At 66.2% G+C, this 18,776-nt stretch carries 14 protein-coding genes; 12 read left to right on the forward strand and 2 right to left on the reverse strand.

Translation table 11 applies throughout. From position 1 onward, the window contains the following. Window positions 1-3: 3 nt before the first annotated feature. Window positions 4-1,389 carry a type IVB secretion system protein IcmH/DotU gene (gene icmH / locus ASE69_RS16280; RefSeq protein ID WP_056489463.1) on the reverse strand — a complete coding sequence of 462 codons (1,386 nt, stop codon included), beginning with the start codon at window positions 1,387-1,389 and terminating at the stop codon, window positions 4-6. Next, a complete protein-coding gene (gene tssK, locus ASE69_RS16285) occupies window positions 1,386-2,732 on the reverse strand; it encodes a type VI secretion system baseplate subunit TssK (RefSeq protein ID WP_056488954.1) in 1,347 nt (448 codons plus the stop codon). The genes icmH and tssK overlap by 4 nt, the downstream gene beginning before the upstream one ends. Window positions 2,733-3,042: 310 nt before the next feature. Here tssK and ASE69_RS16290 point away from each other — a divergent pair, with 310 nt between their 5' ends. From ASE69_RS16290 to ASE69_RS16345, 12 genes are all read left to right on the forward strand, one after another. Continuing rightward, window positions 3,043-3,795, forward strand: a complete 753-nt coding sequence (locus tag ASE69_RS16290) for a response regulator (RefSeq protein WP_056488956.1) — start codon at window positions 3,043-3,045, stop codon at window positions 3,793-3,795. Window positions 3,796-4,054: 259 nt separating this feature from the next. Beyond that, a complete protein-coding gene (locus ASE69_RS16295; protein ID WP_056488958.1) occupies window positions 4,055-5,713 on the forward strand; it encodes an ATP-binding protein in 1,659 nt (552 codons plus the stop codon). Window positions 5,714-5,807: 94 nt separating this feature from the next. Further along, entirely contained in the window at window positions 5,808-6,365 is a 558-nt protein-coding gene (gene tssB, locus ASE69_RS16300) for a type VI secretion system contractile sheath small subunit (protein WP_200924187.1), read from the forward strand. 28 nt (window positions 6,366-6,393) lie between these two features. Further along, complete coding sequence (gene tssC / locus ASE69_RS16305; protein WP_056488959.1) at window positions 6,394-7,884, forward strand: type VI secretion system contractile sheath large subunit; 1,491 nt, start codon at window positions 6,394-6,396, stop codon at window positions 7,882-7,884. 44 nt (window positions 7,885-7,928) lie between these two features. After that, window positions 7,929-8,414, forward strand: coding sequence for an Hcp family type VI secretion system effector (locus ASE69_RS16310; protein WP_056488962.1), 486 nt, complete (start codon window positions 7,929-7,931; stop codon window positions 8,412-8,414). Window positions 8,415-8,491: 77 nt separating this feature from the next. Further along, a complete protein-coding gene (locus tag ASE69_RS16315) occupies window positions 8,492-9,934 on the forward strand; it encodes a hypothetical protein (RefSeq protein WP_056488965.1) in 1,443 nt (480 codons plus the stop codon). Window positions 9,935-9,956: 22 nt separating this feature from the next. Beyond that, a complete protein-coding gene (locus tag ASE69_RS16320) occupies window positions 9,957-10,664 on the forward strand; it encodes a type VI secretion system accessory protein TagJ (protein WP_200924188.1) in 708 nt (235 codons plus the stop codon). Then, on the forward strand, window positions 10,661-11,173 hold the full coding sequence (locus ASE69_RS16325; RefSeq protein WP_056488967.1) for a type VI secretion system baseplate subunit TssE: 513 nt from the start codon (window positions 10,661-10,663) through the stop codon (window positions 11,171-11,173). Before ASE69_RS16320 ends, ASE69_RS16325 begins: the two co-directional genes overlap by 4 nt. After that, window positions 11,173-13,089: a type VI secretion system baseplate subunit TssF gene (gene tssF, locus ASE69_RS16330; RefSeq protein WP_056488969.1), complete on the forward strand. Its 1,917-nt coding sequence runs from the start codon at window positions 11,173-11,175 to the stop codon at window positions 13,087-13,089. Before ASE69_RS16325 ends, tssF begins: the two co-directional genes overlap by 1 nt. Next, window positions 13,053-14,093, forward strand: coding sequence for a type VI secretion system baseplate subunit TssG (gene tssG / locus ASE69_RS16335; protein WP_056488971.1), 1,041 nt, complete (start codon window positions 13,053-13,055; stop codon window positions 14,091-14,093). The genes tssF and tssG overlap by 37 nt, the downstream gene beginning before the upstream one ends. Continuing rightward, on the forward strand, window positions 14,090-16,744 hold the full coding sequence (gene tssH, locus ASE69_RS16340; protein WP_082453182.1) for a type VI secretion system ATPase TssH: 2,655 nt from the start codon (window positions 14,090-14,092) through the stop codon (window positions 16,742-16,744). Before tssG ends, tssH begins: the two co-directional genes overlap by 4 nt. Then, window positions 16,745-18,775, forward strand: coding sequence for a serine/threonine-protein kinase (locus ASE69_RS16345; protein WP_056488973.1), 2,031 nt, complete (start codon window positions 16,745-16,747; stop codon window positions 18,773-18,775). Window position 18,776: the final 1 nt, after the last annotated feature.

Raw genomic sequence — 18,776 nt, forward strand, 5'->3', positions numbered from 1 at the left:
CGTCTACTCCGTGCGCGGCACGACGATTTCGACGCGGCGGTTGAGTGCTTTCCCCGCTGCGGTGGCGTTGGTGGCGATGGGGCGGGTCGCCCCGAAGCCTTGCGACGAAACCCGCTTAGGATCCGGGAGCAACCCGCGGAACACCGTCGCAACCGCCTGTGCGCGTGCGTCCGACAGCGCCTGATTGTCCGGGAAGGCCAGGCTGGTCACCGGATCGCTGTCGGCATGCCCCTCGATCCGGATCGCGCCATGCTCCTGCGCGACGGCGCGCGCAATCCGCTCGAACAGTGCCTGCCGCCCGGGTTCGAGCACGTCGGAGCCCGAACGGAAAAGCTGACCGATCATGGTCCGTACGCGCACGCTGTTCGCATCCTCGTCGAGCGTGACGAGATGCTGGGCGATTTCCGGTGCGAGCAGCCCGGCGATCCGCGATTGCTGGGCACTCGTCGGCTGGGTGGCGGCATCGGCGCGGCGCGACAGGCGCAGCGGGGTCTGGGGATTGATCGCCGCCATCGCCGCCAGCGCGGGCTGGCCGGTCTGCCCCAGGATAAGCCGCAGCACGAGCAGCAGCCAAAGCAGCCCCCCGGCAAGTACGCTGGCGGCCAGCAACAGCGGCGCCCATGCCCCGGCGGTACGGCGCGGCGTCGGGCGGCCGCGCCACGCCGGCACGAGTTCGGTCTCCGACACGGCGCGGACATGCGGCAAAGCGGCATAGGCGTCGGCCATCGTCCGGTTGAGGTCGGCGCTGCCGGTGTTGCCGACCCGGTGGCGGCCGTGGAACCCCGCGGCCAGGCAGGCGTGGTAAAGCTCGATCAGGTCGGCATGATCGGCCGGATGCGCGAGCATGTCCGCCAGCAGCATCCAGAACCGGTCGCCGCCGATATTCTCGCCGAAACCGCGGACCACCATGCTGCGCCGCGCCCATTCGACGCCTTCTGCGCCGCGCCCCGGCAGTGTCTGCGCGACATCGTCGACGGTGGCATAGACCGCATAGCGCGCGCGCCGCTGTTCCTCGACGTCGAGGCCGATGTGCAGCAACGCCTGGTCGAACCGCGCGGCGGCGGCACTGGCGCGGCGATGAAGCTCGGGCAGCGGCAGGTCTATCCGCCCGGACCGCACGGCGGAGATCAGCGCGAGCAGCGGGGTCGCCGCCTCGCGCACCGGATTGCGCGCCGTCCGCGCGACCCCGGGATCGGGGAAGTCCTCGTCGATCGACGGGAGCAGGGACGAAGGGGGCAAGGGCGGCAGGGAGTCGTGCGTAGCACCCGGCGCCGCATCATTCCGATCCGACGTTACGAACAGCGTCGCGCCCTGTTGCCGCGCGCGCAACTCCTGCAGCGGGCTCGGCCGAAAGATCGTCTGCTCGCTCTCGTCGCCGCGCCGGCTCACCGCCTCGGCCCCCGCTTGACGCACCACAATTCGATCTGCAGCTCGGGCCAGTCGCCCGACAGATGCAGGCCGAGCGCGGGCGAGGTCGCGAGCGCCGCGAAGTCGGGCGATTGTCGGTCGAGCTCGAAATAGGCGTAGCCCGGCAGCGTGCGGATCTGCGGGGGCGCGGTCGGCACGTGACGCAGGGGTACGCCAGCCAGCGCGGACTCGACGATCTGCTGCATCTTGCCGACCGGGCCGATCTTGGCGGTCGCAGGGAAGCGCGTGCGAACGTCTTCCAGCGGCATCCGGGCGCTTACCGCGATGTAGAGGAAGCCCGACACATAAGGCGCAGGGTCCGTTATGCGCGACGTGTACGCACCGGGGCCCGCCTGTTCGAGTGGCAGCTGGAAGGCGGCACGGTCGAAGATCGCGGACAAGGCGGCCTGGATCGACTCCACCACCGGCTCGAAACTGTCTGCGAGCCGCTCGTGATCGTAACTCGGGAACGTCGGCGGACGCCGGTCGACATGCGTCAGCGTGGTGATCTCGCCCGCCATGCCCAGCAACATTTCGTACAGCCGTTCCGGGTGCACCATCGGCAGCGCGGCGAGATGCGCCAGTTGCGCGTGCCAGCGGTTGAGCGTCTGCAGCAGGAGGAAGTTGACGAAGGTCTCGGCGCCGCCCTCGGTCGCCTCCACCGCGCGCAGTGCCAGTTCGTCGATACGTTGCGCGGCGCGGCCGAGAATATCGCGCAGCATCGCCGACACGCGGTCGCTTGCGCGGATGTCGAGCACCGGCGGGACATAGCGCGCGTCGAACTGCACCGCACCGTTGACGATCTCGCGTACCCGCGCCAGCCCCAGGATCACGCGTCCATAGGTCTGGTCGCGGGAAACGCCGAAGCTGAGGTTGGGTCGAGCGAGTTCGACCGCCTCGGCGCTGCGATCTTCGGAGAACGTGTCGATCACCTCGTCCTCCACCACCACGAACCGAGTCGTGTGCGCGGCGGGATGCGCGTCGTTGCGAAACGCGACCGCACCGGGCTGGTTCGCGGGCAAGGTGAGGAAGACGATCGCGTCGCGCGCATCGGCCGGCATGTCCATCGGCGCTGGCGGCGGCAGATCGTCGGGAATCGCGAAATACGTTCCATCGGGCATCACGCCGCGCAGACGTTCGATCGCGAACTTGCCCAGCCCGGCGAGCTCGCGGTCGATCACCAGCTCGGTCACGCCCCAGCGGTACGGTCCGGCATTGCGTCCCTGCGCGGCGATCGCCGCGTCGAGATGCCGATCCTGCTGCTGGAAATGCTGCTGGCGCAGGAACAGGCCCTCACGCCATGCGACCCGGCTGCGGCTTACCATGACTGCGACCTGCGGGCGTCGTCGGGCGGAACGTCGAGGGGCGAAACGATGGACATGGCCACCGTCTTGCGGCGTTCCGGTTTCAACGCCGTGTCGAGGACTGCGCGGCGGGTTACGGTTGAAACATGACGCCGACCCTACCGTCTGGACGTTCATCTGCCAGTAAGGTTTAAAGTTCGACTACGTAGGTATTGTAAGAATGTGCTTAGCAATTCAGTATCAAGTCTATGCTGATGTTTGTGACATTTTTCTTACGATAATAACAAGGCGCTCGCTTAAAAAGAGCGTCGAGCTGTCGGAGCGGTACCGCATGTCGTTTATCGAAGCGATTTCAACGAACAATTCGTTTCATTCCGCGCGAGTTTTGGTCGTCGATGACGAAGATTCAATGCGACGCTCAGTGGTCAACTATTTGAACGAGCATAACCTCCGTGCGTCTGCCGTTCCGGGTCGCCAGGGGCTTTTCCATACCCTCGCGGTGCGCGAACCCGACCTGATCGTCATGGATATCCATCTTGGCGAAGAGGACGGCCTGGATCTCCTGCGTGAGATCCGCGGCAAGAGTGTCGTGCCGGTTATTCTGATGACAGGGCATTTGCGCGATGAGATCGACCGGGTCGTGGGCCTGGAGCTGGGTGCCGACGATTATCTGCTGAAGCCATTCGACATGCGCGAGTTGCTTGCCCGGATTCGTTCGAACCTCCGCCGCCGAACGATGGATCGCAGTGCGCCTGCGCGGCATGCCGAGCTCGATTACGCGTTCGCAGGCTGGCGTTTCGAACAGCGGACGCGGCGGCTGATCAGCCCGACGGGCGAGACGGTCACGCTTACCAAGAATGAATTTGCGCTGCTCAGCGCTTTTGTCACTGCGCCTCGCCGGCCGCTCAGCCGCGAGCATTTGTTGCAGGCGACCCGTCTGCACGAGGACGTGTTCGATCGTAGCATCGACGTCCAGATTTTACGTCTGCGTCGCAAGCTGGAGATCGATCCGCGTTCGCCCAGACTGATCAGGACCGAGCGCGGCCTCGGCTATCTTCTTGACGCCGATGTAACGATCCACTGAGCGGCGTGAAATCCGTTCATGCTCGAGCACGCCGACACGTGGACGAGCGGGCACGATGTGTTGCGCCGCCGCTGCCCATGGCGTCGCATAGGGTCCAGGCGCGATTGCTGCCGGTAGAACCAAGTAGACCGACTTGATGGCAACACATTTGCCGAGCGAGGCAGGTCCGGCAATCATCTTGTTGGGCTTGGCTGTTGCGATGGCCGTGGTCTGGTGCCTCCACCGGCGGGCACATGACCGTCGTTTGCGTCTGGAAGCGATGCATTCGACCGTATTCACGCTGTTGCTGGACGGGCCGTCATCGGAACTCGGTCTGCGGATCGAGGATGCGCTTGCCGACCTCGGCTCGATCATCGGTGTGGATCAGGTATGGCTTCTGGTCGGTGGGGATGCCGATGTCGACGCATTCTACGGCTGGTCCGCAGACGGGTCTCACCAGGCTCTCACGCAGCAGGACGCGGAGGCGCGAACCGCCAGGATCGTTGATCGCTTTCCTTGGGACGAAAATACGATTTTGGTTGAACCGGGCGCGCGGTCGGTAGCCTCCTGGAACCAGGTCATGACCCGACAGCGCGGCACTTGGGCGACGACATTGATGATGCGCTCGCGAGAGCATCAGGACCTCGTGCTGCTGTGCTTGACCGCGCGCAATCGATGGGTCGTCTATCCCGAGACGATCCACGGGCTCGCCTCCGCGCTACAGACCGCGTTGCAACTCGAGCAGCGTCACCGGCTGGAGACCGAACGGCTGGTCATCGACCAGAAGATGGCGCTCGGTCGTCGAATGGAGGCGATCGGCGCACTGGCCAGCGGGCTCTCGCATAACCTCAACAATATTCTGACCGCGATCGACGGGTTTCGCGCGACCGCCGCGTTGCACGTGCCAGCGAACGGCGTGGTATCCGCCAACCTCGTTGAAATCGGGCAGGCGGTAAAACGCGCGAGCGGCCTCGTGTCGGACGTGCTTCATTTCGGCCGCCGGGTCGAAGGGCCGGCGGAGACGGTTTCGCTGGCCGCACTGCTTGCCGAAACGCACAAACTCGTCACGGCGGCTTTGCCAAGCGTCGTGACGCTGGACTGGCAACCTGCCGAGGAGCCGATGCACGTCGAGGGCGATTTCGGGCAATTGCAGCAGGTACTGCTCAACCTCTGCAGCAATGCCGACAACGCCATGGCGGGCGGCGGCGCGATCACCTGTCAGTCGACGTTTCGTTTGCTCGACGATCCGATAAAGTTGAGCCACAACGTGCTGCGCCGAGGGCGCTACGCGACCATCGCGGTCTCCGACGAAGGGCGCGGGATTCCCGCCGAGGCGATCCCGCACATCTTCGATGCCTTCTATACCACGCGGCAGGGGGGCACCGGCCTGGGTCTGTCGACGGCCCGCGAGATCATCGAGGCTGCTGGCGGCGCGATCGACATCGACAGTATCGTCGGCGTTGGCAGCCGTTTCACGGTCTGGATCCCGCTGGCTGCGGACGACGACGCTCCGCTTGCGGGCGACGTCAACAGGGGTACGGGCGAAACGGTGCTGATCGTGAACACAGACGGGCAACGGCTGTCCAACGACGAGGAATTGTTCGCCGCGCTGGGCTATGAGCCGATTGGCATCACCAGTCCCGAGACGCTGGATGCTATCGAGGGGGACATCGACGTTGCGGTCGTAGCAAGCTTCGATCCGCGGTTGGCGGATGAACTTGCCGCGCGTCTGCGGATCGCGGGCATTACGGCGCCCTTGCTGGTCGCGGTGCCGCAACCCGATATCCTTGGGCAGGTAATACAGGGGGGAGCGGTTGTCCGTTACCCATTCCAGCCCGCGAACCTTGCCCATGCGCTTGCCCTGAGCCTGGTTCCAAACACCCCCGAAGGTCCTTCGACCCACCCGCGGGTGTCGTCGAATGTGACAATCGTAGCATAGAACGCCCGATCTGAAATCCGGATGAAGCCCGGCAGCCGCATCTCTTGCGCAGGCGGCACCGGCATGGTGCCCGCAGCAACCGGCGAGGCCAAACATGCTGATGGACAAGAGCGGACAGCGCTTCATCCGCGAAAACCGGAAACCACGCGTCCACATCGAATATGAGGTGGAGACCTACGGGTCCCGACAGAAGATCGAACTGCCTTTCGTGATGGGCGTAATGTCGGATCTGTCGGGCAAGAGCGACGTGGAGAAGAAGCCCTTCGAACAGCGCGACTTCCTCGAGTTCGACATGGACAATTTCGAGGAGCGGATGGACTCGATCGCCCCCCGTGCCGCGTTTGCGGTGGAGAACAGCCTGACCGGTGAAGGCCGGCTTGGCGTCGACATCACGTTCAGGACGCTCGAGGATTTTTCGCCCGGCAGGATCGCGCGCACTGTTCCAGCGCTCGCCAAGCTGTTGGAAGCACGCGAGCAACTCAACGACCTCATGCTGTACATGGACGGCAAGGCGGGTGCGCAGGACCTGCTCGACCGTGTGCTGAAGGATCCTGCGCTGATGCAGGCGCTCGCTGAAGAGCGTGCACGAGAGGATGCGGCCGCAGCATCCGACGCCGTGTCCGCCATCGACCCCGACGGCACCGAGAAGTGACCGCGAACTCGCAAACTGGAGACAGGTGATGGCCGAACAGATGGTGCAGGACCACGCGTTGCAGCCGACCGTGCAGGACGCCGTGGTCGACGATTTTACCGCGTTGCTGCAACGCGAATTCAAGTCCGGCTCGGACGCCAAGCAGGCGCGGATCGAGCAGGCGGTCAAGACGATGGCGCAACAGGCGCTGGCGGATACCGCGGTGATCGGCGAGGACGTCTACCTCACGGTCGACGCGCTGAAGGCGGCAATCGATCGGAAACTTACCGCGCAGATCAACCTGATCCTGCACCATCCCGATTTTCAGGCGCTCGAATCGGCGTGGCGCGGACTCTGGTATCTGGTTGGCAACACGTCGACCGGGCGCGATCTCAAGATCCGCGTGCTCAACATCTCGAAGGAAGAGACGCGGCGGCAGTTGCGGCAATATCGCGACGCTGCCTGGGATCAGAGCCCGTTGTTCAAGAAGCTGTACGAGCAGGAGTTCGGACAGCTTGGCGGCCAGCCCTACGGTGCCGTGATCTGCGACTACCAGTTCGATCACTACGGCCCGGACCTTGAAGTGATGAAGGGCCTGAGCAAGATCGGCGCGGCGGCGCACGCCCCGTTCATCGCCGCGGCGGCCCCGCAGTTGATCGGCATGGACAGCTGGCGGCAACTCGCCAATCCACGCGACATCGCCAAGCAGTTCGATGCGACGGATTACATGGCGTGGCGATCGTTCCGCGCCTCGCATGACAGCCGCTATCTCGCGCTGACCCTGCCGCGGTTCCTCGGTCGCCCGTTGTACGGTGCCTTGACCGAACCGGTCGCCGATTTCTCGTTCGAGGAAGAGGTGGATGGCAACCACGATAATTACCTCTGGCTCAACGCGTCCTATGCGTTGGGGGTAAGGATCACCGAGGCGTTCAAGACCTATGGCTGGTGCACCCGCATTCGCGGCGTGGAATCCGGCGGCACGGTCGAGGATCTGCCGGTATCGCTGTTCCCGACCGACGAGGGCGGCGTCGATGTCAAATGCCCGACCGAGATCGCGATCTCGGACCGTCGTGAGGCCGAGCTGTCCAAGGCGGGGCTGATGGCGCTGATCCACCGCAAGAACACCGACCACGCGACCTTCATCGGCGCGCAGACGGTGCACGAGCCCAAGGCCTACGAAGATCCGGACGCCACCGCCAACGCGAACCTGTCGGCGCGGCTTCCGTACATCTTCGCCAGCTGCCGCTTCGGCCATTACCTGAAATGCATGGTCCGCGACTGGATTGGCGGCACCCGCGAGGCACCGCAGCTCGAACGCGACCTGCAGAGCTGGATCATGCAGTATGTCGATCTGCAGCCCGAGCATTCGAACGAGAACACCAAGGCCAGGAAGCCGCTCAAGCAGGCTAACGTTCAGGTGCTGCCGGACCCGGAGAACCCGGGCTATTACCGCGGCATCTTCCAGATGGTGCCGCACTACCAGCTGGAAGGCATGGACGTGACGCTGAGCATGGTCTCGCGCCTCCCCAAGTCGAACTGATCCACAACATCCTGTTCCCGTTTTTTACTATCTAGGAGATCATCATGGCCGTCGAAATGTTCCTCGATCTCGATGCGTGCAAAGGCGAATCGATTGCGAATGGTCACGAGAACCAGGTCGACATCCTCGCCTGGAACTGGGGTGTCGCCAACCAGGGCTCCGGCCATCTGGGCGGCGGCTCCGGCACCGGCAAGGCCAGCTTTCACGATCTGACGATCACCAAATACGTCGACAAGGCGACCAGCACGATCCTCGAGAACTGCGCCAAGGGCAAGCATTTCACCAAGGCGACGCTGTTCTGCCGCAAGGTCGGTGGCGACGCGCCGCTCGAATATCTGGAGATCGAGATGGACCAGGTGTTCGTATCCGGCGTCCAGCATGGCGGCAGCCTCGGCGACGAGCTGACCACCGAGACGGTCACGCTCAACTTCGAGAAGGTGAACGTCAAGTACAAGCCGCAGTCCGCCACCGGCGGTTCGGCTGGTGACATTCCGTTCAAATGGGACATCCGCAAGAACCAGGCCGCCTGATCCCCGCCATGGATACGATCGCCGCCGGGGCTTGGGCCCCGCGGCGACCACGACGTTTTGACCAGCGGAGTCGAGGAATGTCGATCTTCTCATCGAATACGACCTATCCGCTGGTCGTGTTTCGCGGCACGACGGCGACGCTGCTCCGGGCCGGCGGCGGCACGGCACCGCCCGGCTTGCAGGCGGAGGATGTCGTCTACACGGCAGAGCTCGACCGTGCATCGTACAAGTTGGTCGTGCGGTCGCCTCTTCTTCACACCGAAATCCTGCTCGCGGTAGGGCGTCAGATGTCTACCAGGATCGCGCCCGAATTCGCCGCCGAATTCAAGCGGACCGGTACGCTGAGCGCCAACAGCCCGATCCTCAAAAAGGCGGCCAGCGATGTGCCGTTGTGGGTACAGCAGGCGGGACAGGGTCAGAAGGCCGGCCTGCGACGTTGGCGCAAGGCGAAGGTCGAAAACGCGCTCACCTGCGCCAAGTGCGTGATGGGCCTGGTATCGTCCGGCGCGGGACTGGCCAGTGCCGCCGCATCGTTCGGCGTGACGTCCATTCCCGCCATATTCGGCGCATGGTCGGCGGTCGCGACCACGATAGGCGCGCTCGCCGGCGCGTGGCGAGACGTCCAGACATCCGAGGCGAACGTCATGCGCCACGTGCGCAAGATGGGCGAGGCGTATGGCACCCAGTTGCACGGCGCTCAGTCGAACCGCGGCGTGGCGAAGAACGCTGCGCTCGGCGGGAAGGCCGTTGCAAACATTATGGCCACCAACCTGAAGCTGAACCAGCTTCCCTTCGCCAACGGACGATCGCTGGGGCCATCGGTATCGGGCTTTCAGAGTGCGATCGCCGAATATGAAGTCAAACTGTCGCACCTCGTCAAGGAGGCGAACGCACTCACCGCGATCCTCATGGACCTTCTGGACGTCGACGAGGAGCTCGCGATGTCGACCGACCCCAACGACAGGGCAAAGCTTGCGACCAACGAGGCGCTCGCCGTGCGGATCATCGGCGACGAGCGCGGTACGGCCGGCGTCTCGCGCAAACGTGACGGATTTCGCGGCCAGGTGTCGATCCTCTGGCTGAAGAGCTATTACGATATCGGGCGCGTGATCGCACAGAAGATGCGGACTCAGGTCCAGCAGTTTCAGCGCGAAACCACGATGAACCGGTTGGATGCGGCCGAGCAGGGCGGCGCACTCGTCTTCGGAGTCGGCATGTGGTTCGCGGGCCAGACCGAAGCATTGACGAGTGGATCGCTGATGGGGTTCGCCAGCAAGGTCGGTATCGTCACGGACAGCGAGGTCCCGAACGTGACGGGCATCATCGGTGTTGCCACCACCCTTAACGAATGGCGCGCCTCGGCCGGCGGTGTGATCAACGCGCTGCGGCACAACTATCCCGAGGAAGCGAAGTCTTCGATCTCGGAGGATTGCAAGGTCGAGTATCTCGCGACGTCGAAGGAATTCGGCCTGGGCGCGCTGGACGCCTACAGCGCGGTGAAGGGTGCGGTTGCGGCATGATCGCGCCGCTGAAAGGCCTCGCATGACGCGTTCGACCCTGGCTGGCCCTGAGATCGAGGCCGTTGTCCGCGCCGGCGACCTGTCCGGCGCGGTGACCGCGTTGGCGTCGCGCCTGCGCGCCGCACCCGGCGATCGCGATACCCGCATGGTCCTGTTCCAGGTCCTCTGCGTTGGCGCGGACTGGGACCGCGCACAGGCGCAGCTCCGCGTGCTGGGCGGTCAATCTCCTGATCTACAGATGCTCGCACGCGCGTATGCGCAGGCGATCGAGGCGATGAAAGCGCGCGACGGCGAAATCGCGGAAGCCGATTTCACCGACGCGCCGGACACGCCGGGCGAGGCTGACGGCCAGCGGTTCGATTTCCTGTTCGACGGCGACACGCGGTCCGGCCCGAATCTCGAGGCGATCGTCGGTGGTACGAGGAGGCTGATCCCGTTCGCGACCATCCTCTCGATCGACACCGAGGGCCCCGTCGACCTGCGCGACCTGGTCTGGTTGCCCGCGCAGATCCGGTTGCGCGACGGCAGCGCGCTCGCCGCGCTGCTGCCCGTGACCTACCCCGGCACCGCCGCCGAAGCGGATACCATGCTGCGGCTGGCTCGACGCACCGAATGGCGCGAACATGGTGGCGGCATTCACGGGGTCGGCCAGCGGATCTGGACGACCTCGACCGGACATGACGTGCCGATCCTCGAGTTTCGCCACCTCAGCTTTGAGAACACCGCGTGAGTGGTCCGCAACCGACGCTGTTCGACAAGCTGGTGGGCGATCTCGCGCTCGACGGCCTACGCGACGATTCCGACGTCGAGAATCTCGACCGCGCGCTCCGGCATTATGCCGTGCCGCGGCTTGATCGGTTCGGTGACAAGGCGTTGCGGGCGACACTGCTGCGCGAGCTGAACTGGTTGCTGAACACCACCAATCTGGCCGCCGTCGCCGACCTTTCCGCGTATCCCGAAGTCGCGCTGTCGACGCTCAACTACGGCCTCGGCGATCTGACCGGCAAGATGCTCTACCGCCAGGAACTGCAGCAGCGCGCGCGCGACATGCGCGAGGCGATCGGCCGGTTCGAGCCGCGGATCGATCATGGCAGCCTGGACGTCGAGGTCGACGTCGATCCGGATCGTCCCAACAGCGTCGGCTTCGTCATCCGCGGGGACCTTGCGGACATGGTGCCGGTCGAACTGCGCACCGAGGTCGAGATCGACACCGGCAGCGTATCGTTGAGGGTCGGCTGATGGATCCGCGTCTTCTCCAGGCCTATAACGACGAACTCGTCTACCTGCGCGAGGCCGCGCGCGAGTTCGGAGAAGAGCATCAGACGGTCGCGGGCCGGCTGGGCCTGCAGTCCCCCGCCGAAGTCGACCCCCATGTCGAGCGGCTGCTGGAGGGCGTCGCGTTTCTCGGTGCGCGCGTGCAACTCAAGCTGCGCGACCAGTTTCCCGATTTCACCCAGCATCTGCTGCATGCGCTCCAGCCCAATTACCTCGCGCCGACGCCGTCGATGTGCGTGGTGGCGTTCGAACCGCGGGAGAATGACGGCGCGCTGGCCGATGGCATCGACATCCCGCGGCTGAGTCATCTCAATGCGCTCGCTGGCGAACGGGACGGCGCGACCGTCACGTTCCGGACCGGGCACGACGTGACGCTCTGGCCGTTGCAACTGACCCAGGCGGAGTATCTCCCGTCGCGCGCATCGCTGGCACCGTTCCTTGGCAAAAACGCTGGGGGCAAGGACGCTGGGGGCAGGGACGCAGGGGGCAGGGGCGCCGGGGAGGGTGCCGAGGCCGGGCTTCGGATCCGCCTGACTGCGACGGGCGGCGCGAAATTGTCGGAGCTCGCGCCCGGTCCGCTCCCGCTATACCTCGATGGGTCACAGGCGATCCCGGGCGAGCTGTACCGGCAACTGGTGGCGGATGCGGTGTCGGTCGTATTGCGTCCTGCCGACAGCGTCGGGACTCCTTCGGCGGATCTGCCCTTGCCGCGTGCCCATGGCTTCGAGGAGGAGTGCGCGCTGATCCCCAGCGACGGGCGGACGCATCGCGGATACCGTCTCCTGTCCGAATATTTCGCCTGTCCCGAACGGTTCCTGTTCATTGCGCTCGACGGACTGGCTCGTCGCTTCGCCGCGTGCGGCGAGGCGACCGAATGCGACGTGGTCATCCTGTTCCGCCGCCGCGCCACCGCGCTCGTCGGATCGGTGACCGCCGCCAACCTGCGGCTGTACGCGACCCCGGCGGTCAACCTGTTCGAGAAGCAGCTCGACCGGGTCGCCGTCACTGCATTCGATCATGAGCGGCTGACGATCGCCGATCGCACGCGCCCGCTCGATTTCGAGGTCAACCGGTTGCTCGACGTCCGCGCGCACCGACGCGACGGTGGCACTCTGCCGGTGGTGCCGATGCACGATTTTGCCGGGTTGTCGTACGATTGGAGCGACGCCTTGTTCTACGCCACGCGCCTGACGCCGCGTCGTCTTCCCGCACGCGAACGACGGGCGAATGGGCGGTCCGATTACGTCGGCACGGAAACGTGGATCAGCGTATCTTCACCCGCCCGCGCGAGCAGGACGGAGGACATCCACGAACTGTCGATCCGCGCACTGGTCACCAACCGCGATCTGCCCGAACGGATGGGCCGCGGTCGCGGCACCGCCTTCTCGATCGACGGCGTGGCGGTCAGCGGCATCACCATGCTCCGGCCGCCGACGCCGCCGCGTGCGCCGCTCGGGCTGAACGACGGGGCGTGGCGGGTGATCGCGCATCTGACACCCAACCAGTTCGGCTTTGCCGGCCGCGGCACGGACGAATGCGACGCGGGCGCACTGCGCCATCATCTGGCGCTGTATGCGCGGCCCGAGGATGCCGTCGCCCGGCGCCAGGTCGAGGCGGTCAAAACGGTACGTGCCGAACCGGTATCGCGGCGCGCTCCGGGTGCGGGACCCAGCGCGTTCGTGCGAGGCCAGCGCCTGCATCTGGGTCTCGACGAGGCCGGGTTCGACAATGGCCGGATGGTGCTGTTCGGCGCGGTGATCGATCGGTTCCTTGCCGAGTTCGCCTCGATCAACAGCTTCACGGAAACCGCACTCGAAACCACGGGAAGGGAGGGCGTGACGCAATGGCCAGCAAGGCTCGGTCGTCGACCGACCATCTGACGTACCTGCGTCTTGGCGCCCAGCGCGTGCAGGCACTCGCCCCGTTCGAGCTGCTGCGCGGTGCGGAGGCGCGGGCGGGCGCGTTGCCGCGGATCGGTACCGCGCGGCTGCCGCAGCAAGACGTCGTCGAGATTGCCCAGACGCCGTCGCTGGCCTTTCCTGCCGCGACCATCGAGGGCATCGCGGTGGACGACGAGCGCGCGCGCGTCGAGGGGCACTGGCTTGGCCTGACCGGGCCCATGGCGCCGTTACCGCTGCACATCAGCGAGTTCGCGTCGTATGAACGGCGCTACTCGAAGCAGCGCCCGTTCAACGGCTTTCTCGACGTCATCGCCGGACGGATGCTCCAGCTGTTCTATCGCGCCTGGGCAAGCACGTCGCCCACCGCGAGCGGCGATCGCCCCGATGACGATTACGCCGCCGACCGGATCGCGGCGCTGTCGGGCGCGCAGGACGGCGCAACCGACGATTCCGCCTTCCCGGCGCGCGCGCGGCTCCGATATGCGCCGGTGTTCATCACGCCGCGCAGCCCGGCGGGTATCGCAGACGCACTGTCCGATCTGATGCGGATGCCGGTTCGTCTCACCGAATTCATGCCGCGCTGGCGCGACCTCGAGCCGGAGGATCGTTCCACGCTTGGCGGTGGCATGATGGTGCTCGGTCGCGAGGCGCTGGCAGGCGGACGTGTCCGCACGGTCGCCGACGCGTTTCGCGTGACGGTCACCGCCGGGAGTCATCGCGAGGTGATCGCGCTGTTGCCGGGCGGCGGTCGCCACCGGTTGCTGGAGGAGGCGATCGCGGCCTTCGTGCCGACGCATCTCGATTGGGATGTGGAAATCGAGACGTTGCCTGCCGCGATGCGGCCCGCTCGGCTCGGTAGCGGCTCCCGGCTCGGATGGACCGGGTGGCTCGGATCGCGATCGAAGACCGGCTCGCGCGCCGATATCCGGCTCGGCGCCGGCGCGCGGACGATGACGCAATCGCAACGGAAGGAACCGGCATGACGGATATCAGACGGCAGGTGCTGTTCGGGAAGCTTGGCCCCGCCGCGACCCGTGCGATCGAGAGCGCAACCGGGTTCTGTCGCCTGCGCGGCAACCCGTACGTCGAACTCGTCCATTGGCTGCATATGCTGGTGAAGGATCGCGATACCGACGTCGCGGCGTTGATCCAGACATGCGGCCTCGACGAGGCGCGTCTGTCCGCGGATATCGTGACGGCGCTCGATCGATTGCCGTCAGGTGCCACGGCGGTCAGCGACTTCGCACCGCAGATCGAGGATACGGTCGAGCGTGGCTGGCTCTACGCGTCGCTGCTGTTCGGCGCGGGCGAGGTGCGTACCGGGCATCTCCTCGTCGCGATCCTGAAGACCCCGCGGCTGCGCGAGCATCTGTTCGCGATCTCGGAGACCTTCCGGCGCCTGTCCGCCGATACGGTCGTCGATCGGTTCGAGACGCTGGTCCAGGGAAGCACGGAGCGGACGATGTCGGCAGCCGCTGCGGATAGTGCGACGACTGGCGGCACCGCTGCGGCGCCGACCGCGGGCGGCGAGGCACTCGCGCGCTATGCGGTCGATCTTACCGCCCGCGCCCGCGCCGGCGAGATTGATCGGATCGTCGGGCGCGACCCGGAAATCCGCCAGATGATAGACATCCTGCTGCGTCGTCGCCAGAACAACCCGATCCTTACGGGCGAAGCGGGCGTCGGCAAGACTGCGATCGTCGAGGGTCTCGCGCGCCGTATCGCCGATGGCGACGTGCCGCCCGCGCTCGCCGACGTGTCGCTCCACGCGCTCGACCTCGGGCTCCTACAAGCGGGGGCGGGGGTCAAGGGCGAGTTCGAAAAGCGGCTGCGGCAGGTCATCGACGAGGTCGAGACCGCCGCCAAGCCGGTGATCCTGTTCGTCGATGAGGCGCATACGCTGATCGGCGCTGGGGGACAGGCAGGCACCGGCGACGCGGCGAACCTGCTCAAGCCCGCACTCGCCCGCGGTCGCCTGCGGACGATCGCGGCGACGACCTGGGCCGAATACCGCCAATATGTTGAGAAGGACCCCGCGCTCAGCCGCCGGTTCCAGCCGGTCGCGGTCGGCGAACCCGACGACGAGACGGCGGTGGCGATGCTCCGCTCGGTACGCGAACCGATGGAGCGGCATCACGGCGTGACCATTCTCGACGAGGCGCTGGACGCGGCGGTGCGGCTGTCACAGCGTTATATCCCCGCGCGCCAGCTTCCCGACAAGGCCGTGAGCCTGCTCGACACCGCCGCGGCACGGGTCGGCGTGTCGCAGCACGCGACGCCCGCGCGGGTCGAGGACGCCCGTAGCCGGATCGCCCGTGTCGAGGCGGCGCTGGAGGCGGCCGAACGCGAACAGCGCCAGCGCTACGCCGACGGCGCGGCGGCGGCACCGCTCGCCGAGACGCTCGAACTCGCCCGCGCCACGCTCGTCGAGACAGAGGCGCAATGGCGCGCCGAGCGCGATGCCGTCGCGGCAATCCACGCGGCGAGGGACGCACTCGGGGACGACGAAGCCACCGGGGCAGCGCTGGACCATGCCATCGCCGCATCGCGCGGGTTGCGCAGCGATCAACCGATGGTCTTCGGTGAGGTCGATGCCGACACCATCGCCGCGGTCGTCGCCGACTGGACCGGCGTCCCCGTCGGCCGCATGGTCAAGGACGACATCGCCGCCGCGCTGGTGATCGAAGACCGCCTGAAGGAGCGCGTCGTCGGCCAGGACGCGGCACTCGACGCGATCGCGCGGCGCATCCGGATCAGCCGCGCCCGGCTCGACGATCCGGTCAAGCCGGTCGGTGTGTTCCTGCTCTGCGGACCATCCGGCGTCGGCAAGACCGAGACCGCCCATGCGCTCGCCGAACTTCTCTATTCCGGCGACGACAGCCTGATCGCGATCAATATGAGCGAATTCCAGGAAGCACATACCGTCTCGACCTTGAAGGGCGCGCCGGCCGGTTATGTCGGCTTCGGCCAGGGTGGCGTGCTGACCGAGGCGGTGCGGCGGCGGCCCTATGCGGTCGTCCTGCTCGACGAGATCGAGAAGGCGCACCCGGACGTCCACGAGATGTTCTTCCAGGTGTTCGACAAGGGCTATATGGAGGATGCGGAAGGGCGCTTCATCGACTTCCGTAACACGTTGATCCTGCTCACCTCGAACATCGGCACCGACACGATCGCGGCGTTGTGTGCGGACGATCTCACCGCGCCGGACGGGCCGGGGCTGGCCGACGCGATCCGCGACGACCTGTTGCAGACCTTTCCGCCAGCCCTGCTCGGTCGGCTCAAGGTACTCGCCTATCGGCCGCTCGATGCTGCCACGCTGACCGCGATCGTCCGCCTCCAGCTTGGGCGGATTGCCCGGCGGATGGCCGACAATCACGTGATCCGGCTGCGCTGGGACGAGGCGGTCGTCGACCTGATCGTGTCGCGCTGTCGCGAATCGGCATCGGGGGGGCGCATGATCGATGCGATCCTGACCGGTGACGTCTTGCCGGAACTGTCGACGATGGTGCTCCGTGCGCAGGCGCTCGGCGACCTTCCTGCCGAGATCGCGCTGTGCGTCGACGACGACGAACTCGCCTTCCGCGCGATCGAGACGGCCGGGCCGCAGATCGTTCGAGCGGAAGCGGCCGAATAGATGGACACCGGCATTCGCGATCCGCACGAGAGTTCGCCGGCGATCGCGGCAGCGTTCGGGTTGAGCGCGGGCACCATCCTGAACGGCATCTACCGGATCGACCGGTTCCTGACGCGTGGCGGCATGGGCGACGTCTATCTCGGCAGCAATGTCGAGACCGAGGAGCTGGTGGCGATCAAGGTCATGTTGCCGCGGCTCGCCGAAGACCCGAAGATCCTGTCGCTGTTCCGCAGCGAGGCGCGACTGCTGATCCGCGTCGCGCACCCGGCAGTCGCTCAATACCGTGTGTTCGCGCGCGATGCGACGCTCGGCGTGCATTATCTCGTCACCGACTTCATCGACGGCGACGCGCTGTCCGCGCGCTTGCATGGCGAGGTTCCCGGGCCTGACGAAGTCGCGCGATTGATCCGACGGTTGGCGGGCGGACTGCGAGTCACGCACGAGCTCGGCGCCGTCCACCGCGACATGTCGCCCGACAACATCCTGCTCCCCGGGGGGCGGATCGACGAGGCCAAGATCATCGATTTTGGCATCGCCAAATATGTCGAGCCCGATGATCGGACGGTCGTGATCGAGGGCTTCGCTGGCAAGCTTGGCTATGTCGCCCCCGAACAGTTTGGCCTGTACGGCAACCGCATCGGTCCGTGGACCGACATCTACAGCACCGCGCTCGTCCTGCTCGCCTTCGCGCGGTCCGAACCGATCGACATGGGACGGACCATGTCCGAGGCGATGGAGCGCCGATCCATCGTGCCGGATCTGTCCGCGCTGCCCGATAGTCTGCATCCTCTGTTCCGCGCCATGCTGCAGCCGGACCCGGCCGAGCGTCCCGCATCGATGGATGCGGTAGTCGGAGCACTCGATAGCGCACCGATCGTCCGGGCCGCGACGCCTGCCGCGTCGCCGGCCGCTCAACCTGCCACCCGGCCGGACGCGCCGTCGGCCAAGCCGTCAGCCGCCCCGACGGTCGCGCCGCTCGCCACGCCGAAACGCGCAGGCCGCCCTAAGTCCAGGCCGGCTCGATCGGTCGACAAGAGACTGGTCGTCGCGCTCGTCACGGTCATCGTCGCGTCGGTGCTGGTATGGCTGGCGTGGCCCGGCACGGGCTCGCAGCCGTCTCGTCCCAAGCCGGCGCCTGCTATTCCCGCATCACGGCCTGCAATTGCGTCGGTTCGATCGATGCCGCCTGCAACGCCCTCTGCAACGCCGCCGCAATCCTCCTCACCGGTTGCGCAATCCCCGCCGATCGGCAGTGCGCTTCCGCCCTTGTCGATCGTTGCGTCTACCAACGCCGACCGGCGTCGGGGAACCGCTCTGTGCCGGAGGAACGGCGGCACGGCGATCACCGCGACGATCGACGGCATGGTCGACGCGCGTACGGCAACGCTGGTGTTTGTCTCGCCGTCGGGCAAGCCGCAGACAATCGTTTCGGGCAACGCGGAGCAATGGGCACGATCCGCGGATCGGCGTGGGAGGGTTCGACAGGATGGTGCGGGACGATACCGCATACGGTTTTGCGCGAACGAACCGGGGAACGCGGTCCTGGGGGTTCTCGATGGTGCGTCCTCGTTGCCGGTATTGCCGGCGGCGTCGGCGGGAGCCAGCATCGAACGCTACCGCAGCCTTGCCGTTCGGAAGAACTGGCCCGTGATCGTGTCCTGGATCGTCCTTCCGGCGACTGCCCAGACACGAGTCGGTCGGGGATTACCCGGCACGTCCTCGACGCCGATCGCCGACGGTTACCCGGTGCAGGGGGCGCCCTCCGTCGGAACGGAAACATCTTCGGTTTCCCCGCCGACCAAGGCATCCGCCTTTTGTCGCCGCTACAGAGAGGGGCGCTGGCAGGATGTCGGGGTACGCAGCCGCGACGCCTGCATTTCCGCCGCGCTAAAGCGTGGGTTCTCGGGCTATGCGCAATACGGCTTTACGGTGCTGCGGCGGTATGACGGTCACGTCGAAACCAAGGTAAACGGGCAGTGGGCGCGTCTCGACTCTCGGGCCGACGGCCGCCCGGTGGCATCGTCGCGGTAGG

The organism is Sphingomonas sp. Leaf208 (assembly GCF_001421415.1).
Lineage (GTDB): Bacteria > Pseudomonadota > Alphaproteobacteria > Sphingomonadales > Sphingomonadaceae > Sphingomonas.

What these genes read in the sequence shown, in the direction of transcription:
- tssK (WP_056488954.1), bottom strand. Translation starts at nt 2,732, where the DNA reads ATGGTAAGCCGCAGCCGGGTCGCATGGCGTGAGGGCCTGTTCCTGCGC.
- ASE69_RS16290 (WP_056488956.1), top strand. Translation starts at nt 3,043, where the DNA reads ATGTCGTTTATCGAAGCGATTTCAACGAACAATTCGTTTCATTCCGCG.
- ASE69_RS16295 (WP_056488958.1), top strand. Translation starts at nt 4,055, where the DNA reads ATGCATTCGACCGTATTCACGCTGTTGCTGGACGGGCCGTCATCGGAA.
- tssB (WP_200924187.1), top strand. Translation starts at nt 5,808, where the DNA reads ATGCTGATGGACAAGAGCGGACAGCGCTTCATCCGCGAAAACCGGAAA.
- tssC (WP_056488959.1), top strand. Translation starts at nt 6,394, where the DNA reads ATGGCCGAACAGATGGTGCAGGACCACGCGTTGCAGCCGACCGTGCAG.
- ASE69_RS16310 (WP_056488962.1), top strand. Translation starts at nt 7,929, where the DNA reads ATGGCCGTCGAAATGTTCCTCGATCTCGATGCGTGCAAAGGCGAATCG.
- ASE69_RS16315 (WP_056488965.1), top strand. Translation starts at nt 8,492, where the DNA reads ATGTCGATCTTCTCATCGAATACGACCTATCCGCTGGTCGTGTTTCGC.
- ASE69_RS16320 (WP_200924188.1), top strand. Translation starts at nt 9,957, where the DNA reads ATGACGCGTTCGACCCTGGCTGGCCCTGAGATCGAGGCCGTTGTCCGC.
- tssF (WP_056488969.1), top strand. Translation starts at nt 11,173, where the DNA reads ATGGATCCGCGTCTTCTCCAGGCCTATAACGACGAACTCGTCTACCTG.
- tssG (WP_056488971.1), top strand. Translation starts at nt 13,053, where the DNA reads ATGGCCAGCAAGGCTCGGTCGTCGACCGACCATCTGACGTACCTGCGT.
- tssH (WP_082453182.1), top strand. Translation starts at nt 14,090, where the DNA reads ATGACGGATATCAGACGGCAGGTGCTGTTCGGGAAGCTTGGCCCCGCC.
- ASE69_RS16345 (WP_056488973.1), top strand. Translation starts at nt 16,745, where the DNA reads ATGGACACCGGCATTCGCGATCCGCACGAGAGTTCGCCGGCGATCGCG.